At 67.1% G+C, this 20,095-nt stretch carries 14 protein-coding genes; 8 read left to right on the top strand and 6 right to left on the bottom strand.

The features are described 5' to 3' along the window. Positions 1-13 precede the first annotated feature (13 nt). Entirely contained in the window at positions 14-892 is an 879-nt protein-coding gene (locus tag VIF40_RS12585) for a helix-turn-helix transcriptional regulator (RefSeq protein WP_331937857.1), read from the bottom strand. Positions 893-1,133: 241 nt separating this feature from the next. On the opposite strand from VIF40_RS12585, the gene modA reads away from it, so the two are divergent. Both modA and VIF40_RS12595 read left to right on the top strand, forming a co-directional pair. Next, the gene (gene modA / locus VIF40_RS12590) at positions 1,134-1,940 is read left to right on the top strand and encodes a molybdate ABC transporter substrate-binding protein (RefSeq protein WP_331937858.1); all 807 of its coding nucleotides are present in this window, start codon (positions 1,134-1,136) and stop codon (positions 1,938-1,940) included. An 80-nt stretch (positions 1,941-2,020) separates the two neighbouring features. Next, positions 2,021-3,544: a TldD/PmbA family protein gene (locus VIF40_RS12595; protein WP_331937859.1), complete on the top strand. Its 1,524-nt coding sequence runs from the start codon at positions 2,021-2,023 to the stop codon at positions 3,542-3,544. Between the two features lie 175 nt (positions 3,545-3,719). On the opposite strand, the gene VIF40_RS12600 is transcribed toward VIF40_RS12595, so the two are convergent. The 4 genes from VIF40_RS12600 to VIF40_RS12615 all read right to left on the bottom strand — a co-directional run bounded on the left by VIF40_RS12600 (position 3,720) and on the right by VIF40_RS12615 (position 8,600). Further along, on the bottom strand, positions 3,720-6,428 hold the full coding sequence (locus tag VIF40_RS12600; RefSeq protein WP_331937860.1) for a TonB-dependent receptor: 2,709 nt from the start codon (positions 6,426-6,428) through the stop codon (positions 3,720-3,722). Between the two features lie 126 nt (positions 6,429-6,554). Next, positions 6,555-7,496: a FecR family protein gene (locus VIF40_RS12605; RefSeq protein WP_331937861.1), complete on the bottom strand. Its 942-nt coding sequence runs from the start codon at positions 7,494-7,496 to the stop codon at positions 6,555-6,557. Between the two features lie 85 nt (positions 7,497-7,581). Further along, complete coding sequence (locus VIF40_RS12610) at positions 7,582-8,127, bottom strand: RNA polymerase sigma factor (protein WP_331937862.1); 546 nt, start codon at positions 8,125-8,127, stop codon at positions 7,582-7,584. Between the two features lie 89 nt (positions 8,128-8,216). Continuing rightward, on the bottom strand, positions 8,217-8,600 hold the full coding sequence (locus tag VIF40_RS12615; RefSeq protein WP_331937863.1) for a DUF2946 family protein: 384 nt from the start codon (positions 8,598-8,600) through the stop codon (positions 8,217-8,219). Between the two features lie 206 nt (positions 8,601-8,806). On the opposite strand from VIF40_RS12615, the gene VIF40_RS12620 reads away from it, so the two are divergent. Further along, on the top strand, positions 8,807-10,138 hold the full coding sequence (locus VIF40_RS12620; RefSeq protein ID WP_331937864.1) for a TldD/PmbA family protein: 1,332 nt from the start codon (positions 8,807-8,809) through the stop codon (positions 10,136-10,138). 46 nt (positions 10,139-10,184) lie between these two features. On the opposite strand, the gene VIF40_RS12625 is transcribed toward VIF40_RS12620, so the two are convergent. Continuing rightward, positions 10,185-12,707 carry a DUF6165 family protein gene (locus tag VIF40_RS12625; RefSeq protein ID WP_331937865.1) on the bottom strand — a complete coding sequence of 841 codons (2,523 nt, stop codon included), beginning with the start codon at positions 12,705-12,707 and terminating at the stop codon, positions 10,185-10,187. A 236-nt stretch (positions 12,708-12,943) separates the two neighbouring features. Here VIF40_RS12625 and VIF40_RS12630 point away from each other — a divergent pair, with 236 nt between their 5' ends. From VIF40_RS12630 to VIF40_RS12650, 5 genes are all read left to right on the top strand, one after another. Continuing rightward, positions 12,944-14,551, top strand: a complete 1,608-nt coding sequence (locus tag VIF40_RS12630; RefSeq protein WP_331937866.1) for a methyl-accepting chemotaxis protein — start codon at positions 12,944-12,946, stop codon at positions 14,549-14,551. A 350-nt stretch (positions 14,552-14,901) separates the two neighbouring features. Continuing rightward, positions 14,902-17,727 carry a PAS domain S-box protein gene (locus VIF40_RS12635; protein WP_331937867.1) on the top strand — a complete coding sequence of 942 codons (2,826 nt, stop codon included), beginning with the start codon at positions 14,902-14,904 and terminating at the stop codon, positions 17,725-17,727. After that, a complete protein-coding gene (gene fixJ, locus VIF40_RS12640; protein WP_331937868.1) occupies positions 17,724-18,377 on the top strand; it encodes a response regulator FixJ in 654 nt (217 codons plus the stop codon). The genes VIF40_RS12635 and fixJ overlap by 4 nt, the downstream gene beginning before the upstream one ends. A 126-nt stretch (positions 18,378-18,503) precedes the next feature. Then, a complete protein-coding gene (locus VIF40_RS12645; protein WP_331937869.1) occupies positions 18,504-19,082 on the top strand; it encodes a hypothetical protein in 579 nt (192 codons plus the stop codon). Between the two features lie 133 nt (positions 19,083-19,215). Beyond that, on the top strand, positions 19,216-19,812 hold the full coding sequence (locus VIF40_RS12650; protein ID WP_331937870.1) for a Yip1 family protein: 597 nt from the start codon (positions 19,216-19,218) through the stop codon (positions 19,810-19,812). Positions 19,813-20,095 lie beyond the last annotated feature (283 nt).

Raw genomic sequence — 20,095 nt, forward strand, 5'->3', positions numbered from 1 at the left:
TTTTTCGAGAGCCTCAGTCGGCGTTGAACCGCACGGCGCCGAATTGCGAGACGTCGTAGCCGCCGAGCCGCGCGGCGCGCGCGGTGAACGCCTCGCTCGCGCAAAAGCGCATGAGCGCCTGCCAGGGCGGATCGAAATAGGCCTTGCGCCAGACGACGAGATCGAAGCGCTCGACGATTTGCGGCGCGAAGTCGAGGCCGAACTGGCGCGCGCTGGCCTCCAGGCCGAGGCCGATGTCCGCGCGGCCGGCGGCGATGGCCGAGGCGAGATCGGTCTCCGAGCGCTCCACCGCGGGAACGAGGCGCAGATGCTCACGCTTCATCCCTTCGCGCTCGAGCAGCTGCGACAGGACGAGCTCGCTGCCGGCCTCCGGCTGGCGCGATTGGAAATCGAGGTCGCGCGCATCGGCGAGGCCGGCTATGCGCCGCGGAAGCCCCTTGCGATACATCAGCCCGCGGCGACGCTTGGCCCATTCGACGACGACGATCGGCTCGCCCGCGAGCCTGCGGGCCACGGTCTCGACATTCCAGCCGTCGCCGGGCTCTGGAATATGCAGGCCGGCCGCGATGCAGCCGCCGGTCGCCGCGCGCTCCAGCCCGTCGAGCGCGCCGTCGAGCAGAGCGGCGACGCCGCAGCGCGATTCGCGCAACGCCCATTCGAGCAGCGGATCATGGCCGCCGGCGACGACCAGCGGACGCGCCGTCGCCTCGCCACGGGGCGCCCGGCCACTCGCGCCCGCCGCCAGCCACTCCTCGATTTCCACGCGGGGAAACAGCAGCTTGCCGGTAACGCGGCGCACCGGCAGAGCGCCTTCCGCGGCGAGATCGTAAACCTTGCGCTCCTTGACGCGCAAAAGCGCGGCGAGCTCGCGCGTCGTGAGAAATTCAGACATTGCGCATTTTGTTGAACAGGGTGCATTTTTTCCGAGACGGGGAAAATTATCATATCGACTGGCCGCCGACAATCGCGCCATTCGCGGCCGAGAGACGAAAAAGGCGTCGCCATACGCCGAGCGGCGACGAAACAGCGCGGTCTTTTCATGTGAATTTATGTGAATGACTCACATGGAGGCAAAAGATATGCATAATTAGGACAAGGCCCGCGCATCGGGGCCGATCATCGGAGTCGTTCTCATGGTCAAAATGGCAAGTCTGGCGCTCGTCGCCGCTTTTCTGTCGCTGAATTTCACTCCCGCCTTCGCCGAGGCGCCGGCGGCCGGCGCCGACAAGGCGGCAGGCGCAAAGACGGTCACTGTGTTCGCCGCCGCGAGCCTCAAGAATGCGCTCGACGACGCAGCCGCGGCCTATAAGAAGAAGACGGGCGTCGAGATTTCGATCAGCTACGCGGCCTCTCTGCCGCTGGCCAAGCAGATCGAATCGGGCGCGCCGGCGGATATTTTCGTTTCGGCCGACACGGCTTCGGCCGATTACCTGTCCTCGCGCGGCCTCCTGAAGGAGGGCACGCGCGTCGATCTGCTCGGAAACAGCCTCGTCCTTGTCGCGCCGAAGATCGCGGGCGGCAAGAAGGTCGCGCTGGAAAAGGCCGCGCTGCTGGCCGCGCTCGGCGATAGCGGACGCATCGCCACCGGCGATCCGGCCTCCGTGCCGGTCGGCAAATACGCCAAGGCGGCGCTGACCAAGCTCAATCTGTGGGAGGATCTCGAATCGCGCTTCGCTTTCGCCGAGAATGTTCGCGCTGCGCTGCTGTTCGTCGCGCGTGACGAGGCGCCGCTCGGCATCGTCTATCTGACCGATGCGCATTCGGAGCCGAAGGTTTCGGTCGTCGCGACCTTCCCGGCCTCCTCGCATCCGCCGATCGTCTATCCCTTCGCGCAGACCGCCTCCTCGACGAGCGAGGCGGCGACGAAATTCTTCGCCTTTCTGAAGAGCCCGGAGGCCGCCGGCTTCTACAAGAAGCAGGGCTTCGCCGTTCTACGCTGAAGACGCCGGACGCGAAGAGTCCGAGCTTTCGGCATTCCCTCGCCGCCCCTCCGAGTCTATCCTCGGGCGGCGAGGGACCCATGACCATTGCGCAAAAACTCGAAGAGGCTTCGCGGACCGCTGCGCCGTTCCGGCTCGACCGCGCCCGTCTCGCCGATCTGGCGGTTGCGGCGCTCGCCGCCGCGCGTCGCGCCGGCGCGAGCTACGCCGATATTCGCATCGGCGAGACGCGCCGCCAGTTCATCCAGGCGAAGGAAGAGCGGCTCGACGAATTTTTCGAGAGCTCCAGCCCCGGCTTCGGCCTGCGCGTGCTCGTCGACGGCTGCTGGGGCTTTTACGGCGCGCGCTCGCTGGAGCACGGCGCCATAGAGGCGGCCGTCGAGCGCGCGATCCACAACGCTCGCGCCGTCGCGCCGATCCGCGTCGCGCCCGTGCGGCTCGAGGAGACCGAGCCGCATGAGGCCGAATGGATCATGCCGCTGGGGATCGATCCTTTCGCCGTCGATGCGCCCGCGAAGGTCGCGCGCCTGATCGAGGTCAATTCGGCGGCGCTGGCGGCGGGCGCGGATTATTGCGTCTCCTCCTTCTCCTTCGCCACGGAGGAGCGGCTCTTCGCCGACAGCCGCGGCAGCCGCATCGTCCAGTCGCGCACGCGCGCGCAGCCCTCCTTCGAGGTCACGGTGATCGACAAGGGCTCCGGCCGCTATGCGACGCGCGAGAGCCTCGCCCCGGCGCGCGCCGCCGGCTGGGATTATGCGCTCGCCTGCGATCTCCTCGGCGAGGCGGCCCGCGCCGTCGAGGACGCGCGGCAAAAGCTCGACGCGAAGCCCGTCGAGGCGGGCGTGACCGATGTCGTCATCGATCCCACCAATCTCTGGCTCACCATTCACGAGACCGTCGGCCATTCCACGGAGCTCGATCGCGCGCTCGGCTGGGAGGCGAATTTCGCCGGCACCTCCTTCGTCAAGCCGCATATGCTGAACACTCTGCGCTTCGGCAGCGAGCTGATGACGATAAAGGCCGATCGCTCGCAGGAGGGCGGCCTCGCCAGCATCGCTTTCGACGACGATGGCGCGCCGCGCGACCGCGCCGAATTCGAGATCGTCTCCAAAGGCGTGTTCCGCAATTTTCAAATGGCGCTGGGTCAGGCGCATCTCATCGGCGCCGAGCGCTCCAACGGTTGCGCCTATGCGGATGATCCGACCGCCTTCCCCATTCAGCGCATGCCCAATATCTCGCTGGCGCCCAATCCTGAAGCCTGCAAGCTCGAGGCGTTGATCGGCGGCGTCGAGAAGGGGCTCTATATCGTCGGCGCGGGAAGCTGGAGCATCGATCAGCAGCGCGACAATTTCCAATTCGGCGGGCAGATGTTCTACGAGATCAAGGACGGCAAGCTCGGCGAGCCCGTGCGCGACGCCGCCTATCAGGGCCGCACCATTCCGTTTTGGAATTCGCTCGACGGGCTCGGCGATTCCTCCACCTACCGGCTCTGCGGCACCTTCACTTGCGGCAAGGCCGAGCCGATGCAGCTCGCGCCGGTTTCCCATGGCGCGCCGGCCGCGCGCTTCCGCGGCGTGACGGTGCTGAACACCGCGCGCGACTGAAGTCCTTCACGCGGCAGGCCCCCTCCCTCACCCTCCCCGCTGTGCGGGAGAGGGAAGGCGACGACGTGTCGCGAAACGCCGATGACGCGTGCAATCTGCTCCCTCTCCCGCGTAGCGAGGGAGGGTTGGGGAGGGGGCTCGCGCATCTTCGCCTTCTTCGACGCGCGCGCGACATTCAGAATTTGAACTTCACCCCTCCGATGAAAGCGCGCGGCGAGCCGGCGATGATCGACGCGCCCGTCGAATTGGCGAGCAGGACGGCCGGCGTCTGCACCGCGGTTCCCGTCACCAGCGTATTGGTCAGCACATTGGCGCCCGCGACATAGGTGTGGTCGAAGAGGTTCTTCACATCGAAATACACTTCGATGTTCTTCACATAGCTATCCGTGATCGGACGGCTGTAATGCAGGTTCAGATTGACGAGGCCGTAGCCCGGGACCGACGTCAGATTGGCGTTGTCGATCGTGTAGGAGCTCTTGAACACATATTCGACGAAAGCGCCGAGCCCTTTGAAATCGCCATCCGCAATGTCATAGCCGACGCGGCTCGTCAGCGTATGCGTCGGCACATTGGGGATGCGATTTCCAGAGCGATTATAGGCGATCGTCGATGAGAGATTGTCCCAGAAATTGGTGAAGAACTGGTCGTTGTACGAATAGGCCGCGATGAGCCGCCAACGGTCGAAGGGACGCCAGTCGACGCTCGCCTCGACGCCGCGATGGATCGAAGCCGGCGCATTGAGCTGATAGCTGACGAGGCCATTCGCCTGGGTGAGGATCTCGTTGCGGAACCATTCATTGTAGAGCGTGACGCTCGCCGTCAGGTTTTTCGCCGGCGTCCAGTCGACGCCGAGATCGACGCCCATATTGGTCTGCGCCTTCAGCGACGTATTATTGCCGGCGCCCGTCGGCGTGTTGGTGAGATACATGAAATTGGGCGTGCCATAGCCTGTCGCATAGCGCGCGCGGATTTGCCATTCCGGGCTGAAGCGATAGGTGAGCGAGGCTTCCGGCGCCGTGTTCCAATACTCATTGTCGACGCCGACCTGCGTCGGCCGCGTCATGGCGCCGCTGGCGGCGTAATTATAGACGGTGTAGACGCCGGAGATTCTGTTCCAATTGGAGCTGAAGCCGATCGCCGCGGTGAGCTGCGGCGTCAGCGCGATCTCCTCGCGCGCGCGAATGCCGATGTTGGAATGATTGCTTTCGATATTGCCGACCGCGCCGCCGATCGCGCCATAGCCCCAGGCATTGGGAACCTGCGAATACAGCGGATTGTCGCTCTTCAGAGCGTCATAGAAGAAGCCGAGATAGTGCGTCGCCGGCAGGCCGAAGATCGCGCCATGATTGGTGATGTCGGTCGAGGCGCTGAAGCCGAAGGAGGGGCCGCGGATCGCGACTGGTCCGCCGAGGCCGCCGAGCGCGGCGGGGCCGACCTTCGGCGGCGGCCAGGTGCTGTTGATGTAATCGAGATAATCATAGGAAAATTGCGTGCGCCATGTGGTGGCGTTGTCGAAGTCGTGCTCATAGCGCAAGCCCACGATGTCGCGCATCACATGCCAATGCGTGCCGAGCTGCCAGACGCTCTGATTGGAAAGCCCCGAGGCGGCGCTGGTGAAGGAGCCGTTGGCGGGCGCGTTGAGATTGTTGCAGAAGGGCAGATTGGCGGGCGTCGCGATGCGGCAACTGACGGTCTTGCCGTAGGGATTGGTGTAGAATTGCGTCAGCGAGCTGCGATTCATGAATTCGGCGAAGGAGCTGCTGGCGAGAAATTTGAACGTCAGCCGATCGGTCGGAACCGGCGTCCATGTCGCCAGAACCTTGCCTTGGTCGAACGCGTGGGCGCCACGCGCGAGATAGCCGTCGCCGCGCGTGTCGGAGCCGAAGAACGATATGTCGAAGTCGCCGAAATCGCGATCGGTGAACTTTTTTCCGGCGCGCAGGTAATTGTTGAAATAGCCGAAGCTGCCGAATTCGGAGCCGGTCTCGACGCCGTCGATCTGCGCCCCGGTCAGGCTGCGGAAATTGATCGCGCCGCCATAGGCGTAATTGCCGAACATCGCCGATGACGGGCCGCGATAGACGTCGACGCCGGCGAAGGAATGCGGGTCCAGCATGTCGGTGCGGCCGTTGCCGTCCGCGGTGACGATCGGAAAGCCGTCCTCATAGAGCATGATATTGCGGACGGAGAAGGGGTAGGTCATGCCGAGCCGATTGCCGGAGCCGCGGATCGACGGCAGCAGCTCGCGCGGAATCGTGCCTTGCGCGATGGAGACGCCGGGACTGTATTGCAGCATGTCCTGCACAGTCTGCATCGGCGTCGTCTCGAGGAATTTGTGATCGACCGTCGTCACCGTCTGCCCGGGCGGGTCGCGATAGATCGGCTCCTTGGCGCGCTCGGCGTCGAAGCCCGGCGCGGTCGAGGCGCCCGAGATGCGCTTCTGCTCGGCGCCGATGTCGATCGGCGGCAGCTCTTCGCCGCTGGCGTCGGTCATGGTTCCGCGCGACGCCTGCGCGAGAATGATGGAGACGGAGCGACCATTCTCCGACAGGCGATAGGAGAGGCCTGTTCCAAAGAGCAGCCGGTCGAGACCTTCGCGAACCGAATAAGCGCCGAGCACGCCGCGTGTCTTCACGGCGTCGGTGAGACCGACGTCGAAGACGATATGCAGGCCGCTGCGATCGGCGAAAGCATTGAGCGCCGTCTCCATCGCGCCGGCCGGAATCTGGTAATGGAGCAGCGTCCCGGCGCGCTCCTGCGGCGAGATGGACGCTTGCGCGCTGGTGACAGGGGCCTGTGCGCCGAGCGTCATCGCGCTCAGCGCCAAGGCGATCGCCGTCGAGCTCATATTCACGCCCTCGCCTACCGACTTTTTCCTCGCCATGGCCATTCCGTCCCGCCGTCGCAACGCCCGCCATAGTGTCGGGCTCTCGGCAACAGGACGCGGCAGGCGGAAAAAGCGGAACCTCCTACGCTCGAAAAAATTCGCGCGCCGATGAAGCGTTCGAATTCAATACAGCAGGATCAGATAGCGGGTGACATGGATGGCGCGCAGGCCGAGCGAGGACTCTATCTCCGCCAAGGATTGCAGCGCGTCCTCCTGCGCGCCGAAGACGCCGGAGATGCGCCGCGCGCAGATCGCGCGATCGACGCAATAAATATAGCCGCGATGATAGCGGCCGAGCGCGGCGAGCACATCGCCGAGCGGCTGCCGATTGACGATGAGCTTGCCGCGCCGCCAGGCGGTCGTCGCATCGAGATCGACGGCCTCCGGCGCGCTGGCCGGCGCGTCGCGCTCGAATGCGGTCTGCTGGCCCTCTTCGACGATCGTGGTCTTGCCGCCGCTGGCGACGCCGACGCGATGTTCGGTCACGGTGACGCGCGCGCCGGATTTTTCCAGCGCCACGTCGAAGGCGGTGCCGAGCGCGGTGACGCGGCCCTCGCCCGCCTCGACCACGAAGGGGCGCGAGGCGTCGGGCGCGACCTCGAACCAGGCTTCGCCCGAGAGCAGCCGCAGCCGCCGCTCGCCGGCCGAATAGCGCAAGGCGATGGCGGAGCGCGAGTCGAGCAGCGCATGCGAGCCGTCGTCCAGCGTCACCAGACGCTTCTCGCCGACGCCGGTGAAATGATCAGCCTCGAGCCGCAGGGCGATTTCATCATAAGAGGCGAAGACGGCGACGGCCGCCGCGGCGGCGAAGGCGAGCGCCGCGGCCCGTATCCTGCGCGCGCGCGGCGCTGGGCGCATGCGGCGGGCGGGGCTCATGCCGGCGAGGTGGCCATACATATGCAGCACGTCGTCGAAGGCGGCCGCATGCGGCGGCTCGGCGCGCCAGGCCTCGAAGGCCGCGGTCTCCTGCGACGAGAGCTTTCCCGCGCGCAGGCGCACGAACCATTCGATCGCGGCGTCCCCGGCTTCGTCCGGCGCGGGTTCTCTCGCCTTATCCCCGGTCATCTCTCCATCCGTCCTCGAGGCGCCGCGCGCGACAGTATAGAGGACGCGGCCCCGGCGCGAGGCGGAACCTCGAAACGGGAAAAAATCACTCGGCGCCGCTCCGCAGCGCGGCGCGGCAGGCGCGCAGCGCGAGGCTCACATGCTTGCGCGCCATGCGGTCGGAAATCTCCATCCGCCGCGCCACCTCGGCGAGCGCGACGTCATTGTAGATATGCAGCTCGAAGGCCTCGCGGCAGCGCGGCGGCAGGGTCTCTATGGCCGCTTTCAGCAGCGCCGAGCGGCGCTCATAGTCGAGCCGCTCCTCGATCGGCGTTTCCGGCGCCGGCGGGTCGATCACATAGTCGCCGAATTGGAGACAGCCCGCCTCGGTCTTGCGGCGGCGGGCGAAATCGCGCACGAGATTGACGGCGATCTGCTTCAGAAAGGCCGGCGGGTCCTCGATCGTCTCGGGCCGATCATGGCGGACCATGCGCAGGAAGGTCTCCTGCAGCAGATCCGGCGCGTCGACGGCGCCGACCTTGCGCACCAGAAAGCCGAAGAGATCGCGCTTATGGGCGAGGAACAGCTCGCGGAACCGCCAAGGTTTGGGGTCCGCAGGCCGATCGCCGCGTGACGAGATCGATCGAGACAAAGTGAAACGCCCTGGCTGGCGCGCGCGCGCGATTGATCCGAAAAGTCGAGGCCGGCCGCTCGCCCGAGGCGGGCGGCGGCGTTCGAATTTCAGACCGATGGCGGCGCGCGCGAGGACCAGGAGCTCGCCCAGCCGAGCGGCGGCGCGCGTGGCGACAGCGCCCGCGCGCCGATGCTGGCGACGCCGTCCGGCCGCAGCCCGACGGGCGCCGTCGCGGGGGCGAGGGCGGGCGGCTCGGCGGTCCGATCCGAGCACAGGACACAATGATGCTCGCCGATATGATGGGCGATCGGCGCGCCGTCGCTGTCGCGGGCGGCGGCGCAGAGCTCGCTCGACGAGAGGCCGGCCGAGGCGGCCCCATGCGCGCGCGCCATCGAGCCGAGCAGGGCGACGGCTTGCAACAGGGCGAGAAACACCGTAGCGCAGGCGAGAAGCCGGCGCGCCGTGCCGCGCATGGAGGAGACAGTCCTCATCGGCTCCAAAAATAGGTCCGCCGGAACTGGGCGGTCAATGATCGGACGCGGGCGCGGCCCACTATCCGAGCCACTGTTGCGCGGCGGACACAGTCCCGGCCGCGCCTGACGGCTTTCGAGCGGCGGATATCCATCTTATCATGCGACCGCTCATCACGGACTGCCGGCCCACCGCCGGGACGCAGACGAACGCAGAGAGGCCGGCCATGTTCCTGACGCGAGACGACGCCCTCGCCCTCGCCCGACGCCTGGTCGCTTCGTCGACGGCGGATTCCTGTGTGATCCATATCGATGGCGAGGAGGCGCAGAGCCTGCGCTTCGCCGGCGGCGGCGTGACCACCAATGTCGCGACGGCGCGGGTGACGACGCGCGTGGAGGCGCATGTCGGCGGGCGCGTCGGCGCGGTCTCCATCGGCGGGCTCGAGTGGGAAGCGCTCGCCCGCGCCGCGGCGCGCGCCGAGGAGATCGCGCGCCTGCTGCCGGAGGACCCCGAATTCCTGCCGCCGCTCGGCGCATCGGCCTATCCGGAGTCCGCGCGCTATGACGAGGCGACCGCGGCGCTCGATCTTCGCTTCCTCGCCGAGGCGACCGCGCGCATCGTCGCCGAGGGAAGCGCGCGCGACGTGAATATGTACGGCTGCGCGGCGACCGGCCGCCGCTTCTCGGCGCTGGCCTCCAGCGCCGGCCTCTTCGCCTATGATCGCGAGAGCTTCGTCGATCTCTCGACGACGGCGCGCCATCGCAACGACGGCTGGTCCGGCTGGTCCGGCGCGCGCGATTTCGCGGTGGCGCGGCTCGATCCCGCCGCCATCGGCCGCCGCGCCGCGCTGAAGGCCGCCCGCGACGAGGAGCCGCTCGACCTCGAGCCCGGACGCTATATGGTGATCCTCGAGCCGACGGCGGTCGGCGAGCTCGCCCAATGGCTGATGTGGATGCTGCGCGCGCGACCCGCCGACGAGGGCCGCAGCTTCTTCTCGCGCCCCGGCGGCGGAACGCGGCTCGGCGAGACTTTGTTCAGCCCGCAATTGTCCATCCGCTCCGATCCCGGGGATGCGAATGCGCCTGAGGCGCCCTTCGGCGACGAAGGCCTCGCCCAGGAGCCGCGCTTCTGGGTGGAGCAGGGCGTGGCGCGGACCCTCGCGCGCCCGCGCTTCTGGGCGCAGAAGACCGGCGCGGAGGCGGTTCCTCCGGCGGCGAATTTCACCGTGGCGGGCGGGACGACGAGCCTCGAGGAGATGATCCGCGGCGTGCGGCGCGGCATATTGGTGACGCGCTTCTGGTACACCAATCTCGTCGAGCCGCGCAGCCTGCTGCTCACCGGGCTGACGCGCGACGGCAATTTCCTCGTCGAGAATGGCGAGATCGTCGCCCCCGTGCGCAATATGCGCTTCAATGAAAATCTCGACGGCGTCTTCTCGCGCATAGCGGCGATCGGCGCGAGCGAGCGCGTGAAGACGGAGATGGGAGGCGCGACGATCTGTGCGCCGCCCATGCTGATCGAAGGCTTCGAATTCTCGTCGAAATCGAGTGGAATTTGAAAATCGGCGCCGTGGTGTGACGCGCGTCCTCGGGCTCGCCGCCGCCTCACGAGGCGCGCGGCGCCTCGTCATAGGATTTCTCTTCCACGATCGCCGAGCCGCATGCAAGATTGATGCGCTTCTTCAGCGCCGCGCGATGGTCGTTGCGCTGATAGACGCTGCGCGCGAGAGCGATGAATTCATCGCCGAAATCGCTGCGCTTCTCGCAATTGCGAATGCGATCCTCGATCTCCCACAGTGCGAGATTGGTGTCCTTCAGCTCGTCCGCCAGCGCGTCGAGCGCGCCGCCGGCGAAGCCGCGATCGTCGCGCAGGCCCGCCAGCAGCGACAGCTCGCGCGCCACATTGGCGCGCTTGGCGGCGTCGGCGATCTTCTCCGACTTTATCTCGAGAATCGTGATGCGATCGATGAGATCGCCGACCGAGCCCGGAATGAGAATGGCGTCGGCCTCGGCCGGACGCGCATGCGGCGCCGCGAGCGCGCGCGCCATGCGCGCGAAGACGTCGCTCCAATCGCCACGCGCGCTCTGACGGAACAACCGCGCGCTGTGATACCAGGGGCTGTCCTCGCGCTCCAATTGCCAGCGCCATTCCGGCGCATGCTTGATCGCGATCCACACCGGCTTGCCGAGCGCGCCGGCGAGATGGGCGATGGAGGTGTCGATCGTCACGACGAGGTCGAGGTTTTCGATGACCGCCGCCGTGTCGACGAAAGCGTCCGCGCCGGCGTCGAAATCGTCGCCGAAAGACATGACGCGCATCGGCGCCGCGCGCAATTGATCGGCGCCGAAATTCTTCTGCAGGCTGTAGAGCCGCACGCCGGCGACGCCGCCGAGCGGCGCGAAGGCCGAGAGCGGCGCGGCGCGCGCATGGTCGGAGCGCGAATGCGCGCTGCCGTGCCAGGCGACGCCGACCTTCAATCCCTCGCCGGAGAGACGCTCGCGCCACAGCGCGACGCGCTCCGGCTCGGCGCGGAGATAGGCGTCGCCCGGTATCGTCTCGGCGCGCGTTCCGAAGGCGCGCGGCAGGCTGCACAGGGTCACGCAATAATCATAGGCGGCGTCTTCGGCCGGCGCAGCGACGATCTCGACCGTCTCGCCGAGGCCGCGCATCAGCCGTTGCAGCGCGGGGCGGCAATGAAAGGCGACCTTCGCGCCCGCCTGCGCCAGCAGCGGCGCGTAACGAATGAATTGCAGCGCGTCGCCGAGGCCCGCCTCGTCCAGAATGAGGATCGATTTGCCGGCGATGGGCTCGCCGCGCCATTCCGGCCAGCGATAGCCGACCTCGGCCTTGGGGCGATCGTCGAGCACCCAGCGATGCTCGAACAGCTCGAGGCCTTCTTCGAACTCGCCGCGCAGCAGCAGCAATGAGCCCTTATTGGCTTTCGTCTCCGAATGGCGCGGATCGATGGCGAGCGCGCGGTCGAACGCCGCCCGCGCCTCGTCGAAGCGGCCGAGCTCTTTCAGCACGATGCCGCGGCCGCAATGCGTGTCCGCCTCGCCGTCGCAAAGACGCAGGGCCTCGTCGAAAGAGGGAAGCGCCGCATCGAGCTCGGAGCGGCGCATCTCCACCATGCCGCGGCAGCGCCACGCCAGCGCGAAGCCGGGATCGGCCGCGATCGCGGCGAGCGCCGCGGCGTGCGCCTCGTCGAGCCGGCCGAGCTCGAACAGGCTCATGCCGCGATTGGTGAGAAGCTTGGGATCGCTCGGCGCCAGCGCGAGCGCCTCGTCGAAAGTGGCGAGCGCGGCGACATGGCGCTTGGCCTCGTGCAGCGCATTGGCTTTCGTCAGCAGCGCCGGGACATGGCCGGGCGCAATGCTCAGCACCGTGTCGCAGAAAGAGACGGCGTCCTCGAAGAGGCGCAGCGCGATGAGCGCGGACAGCGCGCCATCCGCCGCGTCCAGGCAGGAGGGATCGAGCGCGAAGGCGCGCGCGAAGCAATCGAGCGCCTCCTCATGGCGCGCGAGGCGCGCGAGCGAGACCGCTTTGTTGCGCAGCGGCACGGGGTCGGAGGGGAGAAGCGCTATGGCGCGGTCGTAATCCTCGATCGCGCGCGCGTCCTCGCCGATGGCGTGCAGCGAAAGGCCGCGATTGGCGAGAGCCTGCGCATGGTTCGGCGCCCGCGCCAGCACGCGCCCATAGGCGTCGACGGCGTCCGCGCCGCGCCCGGCCATTTGCAGCGCCGCGCCGTAATTCAGCCATCCCTCGACATTGCCCGGATCGAGCCGCAACGATCGTTCGTGATCGGCGATCGCCGCATCGGGGCGCCCGGATTTCTGCAACGCCACCGCGCGGCCATAGAGCGCCTGCGCATGGTTGGGATCGATGGCGATCGCTCTGCCGAAATGCTCGATCGCCGCAGCGTCCTGCCCCAGCGAGACGCGAATGAGGCCGGCGAGATAGCTCGCGAAGGCATGCGTGTCGACGAGCGCGCGGGATGCGTCGATTTTACGCAGCGCGGTCTTCAGATCGTCCGCCTGCAGGCTGGCCATGAGATCGGCGAGAAACGCGCTCGCCTCCGCCGGCCGTGGCGCCGAGGCTATGCGGCGCTTCTGCTGTTTCGATTTCAACGCGAAAGCCTCGTCGAAGAGGAGCGAGTCCTTCGACTAGCGAGACGAGCTTGTCTCGAACTGACGTTACAAAGTTTCATTCGTTGCGCCATTGCGACGCAGCGACGAATTGTGAGGCGTTAGTGATGCCGAAACTTCCCAAATCGCTTAATCGATTGCTATCGGGAATGCGCAAATCGATTCGCCGACATTTGGAAGCGGCGCCCCCGATGGTTAACGAATTGCGGGAGCAGAGGATGACCGAGTCTATGAAGAGTGGCTCGACGCTGGACGACAGTTTGGCGTTCATGGAGATGAACGAGTCCGCCCGCTCCGCACTTCGTCAGGTCAAGCCTGTCATCGCGCGGGCGCTCGGTCCTGCTCTCGACGCCTTCTATGAAAAGGTTCGCGGCGATTCGAAATTGCGCGGCTTCTTCTCGGATGAGCGCCATATGGCGGCGGCGAAATCCGCGCAGACGCGTCATTGGGCGCAGATCACCGAGGCCGAGTTCGGCTCGGAATATGTGCGCATGGTGACGGCCGTCGGTCAGGCGCACGCCCGCATCGGCTTGGAGCCGAGCTTCTATATTTCGGCCTATGCGCTCATCACCGAGCGGTTGATCCAGGCCATCGTCGAGGACAGCCTCTCGGGCTCCATGCTCGCCGGCAAGACGCGCATCGATCGCACCTCCCGTTGCGTGGCGGCGTTGGTCAAGGCCGTGTTCCTCGACATGAATCTCTCTGTGTCGGTCTATCTCGACGTGCTGCGCGAGGAGCGTCGCGTCGCCGAGGCGCGGCGCGGGGAAGCAGAGGCGCATCAGAGCCATGCGATCGGCGTGATGGCGCATGCTCTGGAGGAGCTGGCGCGCGGCGATTTGCAGCGGCGCGTCGTCGACAAGCTCGATGGCGGCTTCGACAAGATCAAGGAAGATTTCAACAATGCGGCCGCCAAGCTCGCGACCGCCTTCGCCGATGTCGGCGACTCGGCCAGCGCGATCCGCTCGTCGAGCGTCGAGATCGCCAAGGCGTCCGACAATCTCGCGCGCCGCACGGAGGCGCAGGCCGCCAATCTCGAGGAGACGGCCGCCGCGCTCGAGCAGATCACGGCGACGGTCAATAAGACCGCCGACAGCACGCGCCACGCCAGCGAGGTCTTCGATGTGACGCGGAAAGACGCCGAGAAGGGCGGCGTCATCGTGCGCGATGCGGTGGAGGCGATGCGACGCATCGAGAATTCGACGCGCGATATCGGCAAGATCATCGGCGTCATCGACGAGATCGCCTTTCAGACCAATCTTCTGGCGCTCAACGCCGGCGTCGAGGCGGCGCGCGCGGGCGAGGCCGGGCGCGGCTTCGCCGTGGTCGCCTCCGAAGTGCGCGCGCTGGCGCAGCGCTCGGCCGACGCGGCCAAGGAGATCAAGGCGCTGATCGCCGCTTCGACCTCGCAGGTCGAGAATGGCGTCGTGCTGGTGACTGAGACGGGCGCGGCGCTGGAGCGCATCGTCTCGCAGGTCGGCGAGGTGAGCCGCGTGGTGATCGACATCGCCGCCGGCTCGCGCGAGCAGGCGACGGGCCTCACCGAGGTGAACCGCGCGGTCGGCCAGCTCGACAGCATGACGCAGCAGAACGCCACGATGGTCGAGGAGACGACGGCGGCCAGTCACAGTCTCAGCCATGAGGCGGAGGAACTCGCGGGCCTCATCTCCGTGTTTCGTCTCGAGCGTGGCGAAAGCGCGCGGCCGGCTTCCGCTCCGCGCGCCAGCGAGCGGCGCGTCGAGGCGTCGCCGGCGCGACGGCGCGTCGCCGCCGCGGGCGGGCGCGGCGCCGCATCTCCCACCGCCGACGAAGGCTGGGAGGAGTTCTGATCGCGCGCATTTTGAAAAAAATCGCCCGCAATTCACGTTGAAACGATGCGCCAGATGCTTGATCTGGCGCATTTTTTTATTGCTCGACCGACATGGTCGAGCAGGCGACGCGCTAAGTAGTTTCCACAGGCAGCTTGCCGTGCGCGCCTGTCATACAAGCCCACCGATCCCTTCGCGAGGCGCAAGCGCTCGCCTCCAGATCGAGCCCGAGCGCGCTTCGCCGACGGCTCGAACGCGACACTCGCGCAGCGCATCACGCCGCGCGAGCGAGTCCCGCGGTCGCGCCGTGGCGGGAACGACCGTCCCGGCGCGGGCGTCCACGACGCCCGCGCTTCGCGGAAGGGGAGAGGATGTCGGTGGACGAACAGGGCGATCAGCTTCAGGACATCGAGGATCTGCGACGGCTTCTCCTCGAGGCCGGGCAGAGTCGCGACGTCCTCGGCGCAGACGCGACGCCGACAGCTTCACGATTGCCGCGCGAGGGCTACCAGTCGCCGCGCGAGGGCTCGGAACCGCCGCGCGAAGGCTCCGAGCATTTCTGTCGCAGGCTGCTCGAGCAGATGCGCGAGGGCTCGATCGAGCTCGCGCCCGATGGCGCGATCCTGCATTGCAATCGCCAGTTCCGCGAGATGATCGGGCGCCCTGCGGCGCAGCTCATCGGCGACAGCGTTCTCGACCATGTCGCGTCCGATCAGCGTGAGCGCTTCGCCGCATTCTTCGCGGCGCCGGAAGCGGCGAGCGGCGAATTCGAGTTTCGTCGCGCCGATGGCTCGATGCTGGCGGTGAGCGTCGCGCTCGGCGCGCCGGCGGAAGATGCGCGGCCGCGGCTCGCCATCGTCACCGACCTCACCCAGACGAAATGGATGGAGCGCTCCTTCGCGGCGACCGAGGCGCTGCGCGAGCGCGAGAAATGGTCGCGCCTCGCGGTGGCGGCGGGCGGCGTCGGCACATTCGACGTCGATCTCATCACCGGCGCGAACCGCTTCTCCGTCACCATGCATGAAATTCTGGGATTGGCGCCCGATCAGCCGCTCGGCTTCGCCGAGGCCGACGCCATGCTGTTCGAGGCCGACAAGCAGGATTTCGAGCGCAAGTTCCTCGCCGCCTGCGCGGGCGCGAAGAATGGCGAATGGAGCCATGAGATGCGTATCAGGCGCATGGACGGCGCCCTGCGCTGGATCGCTCTCGCCGGACAATTCGAGTTTCGCCGCAGCGCGCGCGGCGTCGTCGCGACGCGCGCGATCGGCGCCGTGATCGATGTCACCGATCGCCGCGAGATCGAGGATTCTCTGCGCCGCAGCAATGAGCGCCTGCGCCTCGCGCTCGCCGCCGGCGCCATCGGCAGCTGGGAATACGACGTCGCCGCGGATGTCACCGAGGCCGACCAGAAATATCGCGAAATCTATGGCTTTCCCGCCGATATGCCGCTCGCGCCGGAAATCGTCTTCGGCATCGTGCATCCCGACGATGTCGCGGGGCTGCGCGCATCCGTGCGATCGGCGCTCGATCCGCATGGGGAAGGGCGCTATCAGGCGGAGTTTCGCATTCGCAGAATGAGCGACGGCGCTCTGCGCTGGATCGCCTGTTGGGCGCAGGCCTTGTCGGAGAACGGCCGCGCCGAGCGGCTCATCGGCGTCGTCAGCGACATCACCGAGAAGAAGGCGACGGAGGGCGAATTGCGCGAGAAGGCGCGGCTCGCCGACCAGCTCGCCGGCATCGCCGCCTCCGTGCCCGGACTCATCGCCTCTTATCGCCTCGGCGCGGACGGCAAGGCCTCCATGCCCTACGCCTCGCCCAATGTCGAAGATATCTATGGCATGGATGCGGAGTCGCTGCGGCAGGGCGTCGACGAAAAATTCGCGCGCGTGCATCCCGATGATCTGCTGCGCGTGCGCGCCAGCATCGAGGAATCGGCGCGCGCCCTGACCGTGTGGCGCGAGAGCTATCGCTACGATCATCCGCACAAGGGCTGGATATGGGTGGAGGCGCAATCGCGGCCGACGCGCGAGCCCGATGGCGCGACGCTGTGGCACGGCTATCTGCAGGACGTCACCGAGCGCAAGCGCATCGAGCAGGCGCTGGTCGACAAGGAGGCGCGTCTCTACGCCACGGTCGAAGGCGCGCATGACGCGATCCTCACCGTCGACGAGAAAGGCGCGATCCAGTCGCTGAACTCCGCCGCCGTGCGCATGTTCGGCTACGCCAAGGCGGAGGCGATCGGCGCGCATGTCGAGACGCTGGTTCCGGTGCGTCTGTTCGGCGGCCGCAAGGCCTGTGTCGGCGCGCGCTTCTCCGAGGGGCCGGAGACGCTCGGCAATGTCGTCGAGACGCAGGGCCGCCGCAAGGATGGCGCGCTGTTTCCGGTCGATCTCGCGGTCAGCGAAGCCTCCTATCACGGACGCCGTCTCTATATCGCCTTCATCCGCGATCTCACCGAGCGGCGCAAGATCGAGGCGCGGATGCAGAAGCTGCACGCCGAGCGGCTCGACGCCGTCGGCGAGCTCGCGGCCGGCCTCGCGCATGAGCTCAATCAGCCGCTCTCGGCGACCGCCATCTATCTGAAGGCGGCGCGGCGTCTCTTGCAAATGCCCGTCGATCAACGCCCCGCCAATGTCGAGGACGCGCTCGACAACGCCGCGACGCAGATCGTGCGCGCCGGCCAGATCATCGCGCATCTGCGCGAGTTCATCTCGCGCGGCGAGCCGGACAAAACTCTTCAAAACCTGCACGACATCCTCGACGAGGCGCAAGAGCTCGTCATCGTCGAAGCCAAGCAGTCGAACATAAATGTCGTCTTCCGCCTCGACGCGGCCGATGACCGCATTCTCGCCGATCGCGTGCAGATCAAGCAGGTTCTCGTCAATCTGATGCGCAACGCCCGCGACGCTATGGGCGTCTCGCGCATGCGCAAGATGACGATCTCGACGTCGCTCGCGGGCCGGTCGATGATCCGGCTCGATGTGGCAGACACCGGCGCGGGCCTCAGCGAGGAAGCGCGCGCGAGCCTGTTCGAGCCCTTCGCGACGACGAAGCCCAACGGCCTCGGCGTCGGCCTGACGATCGCGCGGTCGATCGTCGAGGCCCATTACGGAAAAATATGGGCCGGTCCCAACAGCGACGGCGGCGCGACGTTCAGCTTCACGCTGCCGCTCGCCGCGATGGAGGAGGAAGAGTGAGCGAGCCGACCGTCCATATCATCGACGACGACGCCGCCGTCCGCGATGCGCTGCGCTTGCTATTGACGACCGAAGGCCACGACGTCGTGACGCATGGATCGGCCGTCGACTTTCTCGCCGATGTCGATCGCGCGGCCATCGGCTGCATCGTCACCGATGTGCGAATGCCGGAGATGACCGGCATAGAGCTGCTGCTGAAGGTGAAGACGATGGGACTGTCGCTGCCGGTCGTCGTGATTTCCGCTCACGCCGATGTGCCGCTCGCCGTCCAGGCGATGAAGGAGGGCGCGCTCGATCTGCTGGAGAAGCCCTTCACCGACGAATCCCTCCTGACCGCGGTGCGCCAGGCGCTCGCCTATGACAGCGGCAAGCGGGCGCGCGACCTCCAGGCGCAGGAGATTCAGCGCCGCCTCACCGCGCTGACCAGCCGCGAGAACGAGGTGCTGGCCGGGCTGCTGCGCGGCCAGCCCAATAAGATCATCGCCCATGAGCTCGGCATCAGCGTGCGCACCGTCGAGGTGCATCGCGCCAATGTGATGGCCAAGATGCAGGCCGGCAGCCTGCCGGAGCTCGTGCGCATGTCGCTCATCCAGGGATCGCGCGCCGAGCGCGAGGCGGAGGGCCAGAGCGAGGCGCCGCAGGAAGGATGATGCGGCGACGCATCCGTTCTGCTACTGTTCGCGCATAGGTAGAGAAATATGAGATTTCACGCAGGCCCTTGCAAGTCCGGCGACGGAATCGGATGGTCTAGGGCGCATTTTGGAACGGAAACGCCTGTGTTTCGATCGCCTATCGCCGCCCCGCGACCCAGAGCCATATTGGTCTGCATCGCCGAAAGGCGCCTTCCGCGAGAGCCGCGGCCGGCGCGATCACAGAACGCGCTCGAGACATGGGGCGCGACGCTGCTGCGACGATGGGAGGCGGCGGGCCTGCCCGTCGTCTTCGTCGAGCCCGATCTCGCTCTGCAGAGGGCGGGCTCTTCCACCGTGGAGTCGCCGCGCTTCGCCGCGGAAAGCGCCGCTGTCCCCCGGCGGCCGGCGGCGGGCGACGCCGTGCTGCGGGCGGAGGGTCCGTCGCTGCTGCGCGACGCCGGCTTCGTGCGGCTCTTCGAGCGTCTCGGCGGCCCTTTGCTGATTCTCCTCGGCGACGAGCTCGGCGATCTCGCCATGGCGACGGCGATCGACGGCTTTCTCGCCGGCCATCCGATCATCGTGGTCAAGGACGCTTCGCCCTTTCCGCTCGACTGCGAGGCGGAGATCATGGCGACGCGCGCCGCGGCGTTGCCGCTCCTATCCTGCTTCGCCCGGCTGATGGGCGCGGACGATCTGGCGCGGGAGTGGACCGGCGTCGATTGATCTGCGTCCGGCGGCGACGGGCGCTCGCTTCCGCGCGCTCGCTTGCGCGCGCTCGCTCCGGGCGCTTGTTTCCGCGCGCTCCTTGGGCCAGTCTCCGCCCGCGGCGCAACTGAGCGAGGCAGGGGAGCGAAGAATGGACATCAAGGAGCGGCTGAAGGATATAGCCGAGCGCGCCAAGCGCATTATCGTGTCGCCCAAGACGGAATGGGCGGCGATCGAGGCGGAGCCGACGACCGCGCTCGATCTCTACCGAAATTACATCCTCTATCTGGCGGCGGTGCCGGCGCTGGCCAATTTCCTCGGCGGCTGGCTGTTCGGCTTCTCGCGCGGCTCCAGCGTGGTGCATTACTCGTTTGTCACCGGCCTCATGCGCGCCGCTCTGCAATATGGGCTCGGCCTGCCGCTGCTCTATGGCGTCGCTCTGGCGCTCTCGCTGCTCGCGCCGAGCTTCGAGGGCAAGCGCGACGATCTGCGCGCGCTGCAGCTCGTCGCCTATTCCTACACGCCCATCTGGCTCGCCGAGATTTTCGGCCTCATTCCGGGCCTGCGCTGGCTCGACGTGCTCGGCGTCTACGCCGTCTATCTCTTCTATATGGGCGTCTCGCGGATGATGCGCAGCAAGGAGGAATATTCGGACGTCTACACGGCGGCCGGCCTCGTGCTGGGCATAGTGGGAGCCTTTTTGCATGGCATGATCGTCCATATACTGGTTCCGACGCCGACGCCGTGAGGCGAGGCCTCTCGCTCCCTCTGGAGTCATTCCGGTTCCGATCGAGCCGGGATGACTCGCATCTCTCGGCTCGGTCGTGCTTTCTTCCGGCGAGCCGGCTCCCGCTTCGCTCGAAACGCTCTTAACGCGCGACGGCTTCGAAATAGGATTATCGTCCGCCCGCGCCGAAGCGCCCGGCGCCTCGCGGCGGCGGGAGAGGAGGGGCGGCTCGGGACGCTCCGGCCCCTTTCGGCCGCAGCGCGAAGAATTATGCGTGGTTTCGGAGCGTCCCGAAACGCGGCTT

This window comes from Methylosinus sp. (genome assembly GCF_036560965.1).
In the GTDB taxonomy this organism is placed as follows: Bacteria; Pseudomonadota; Alphaproteobacteria; order Rhizobiales; family Beijerinckiaceae; genus Methylosinus.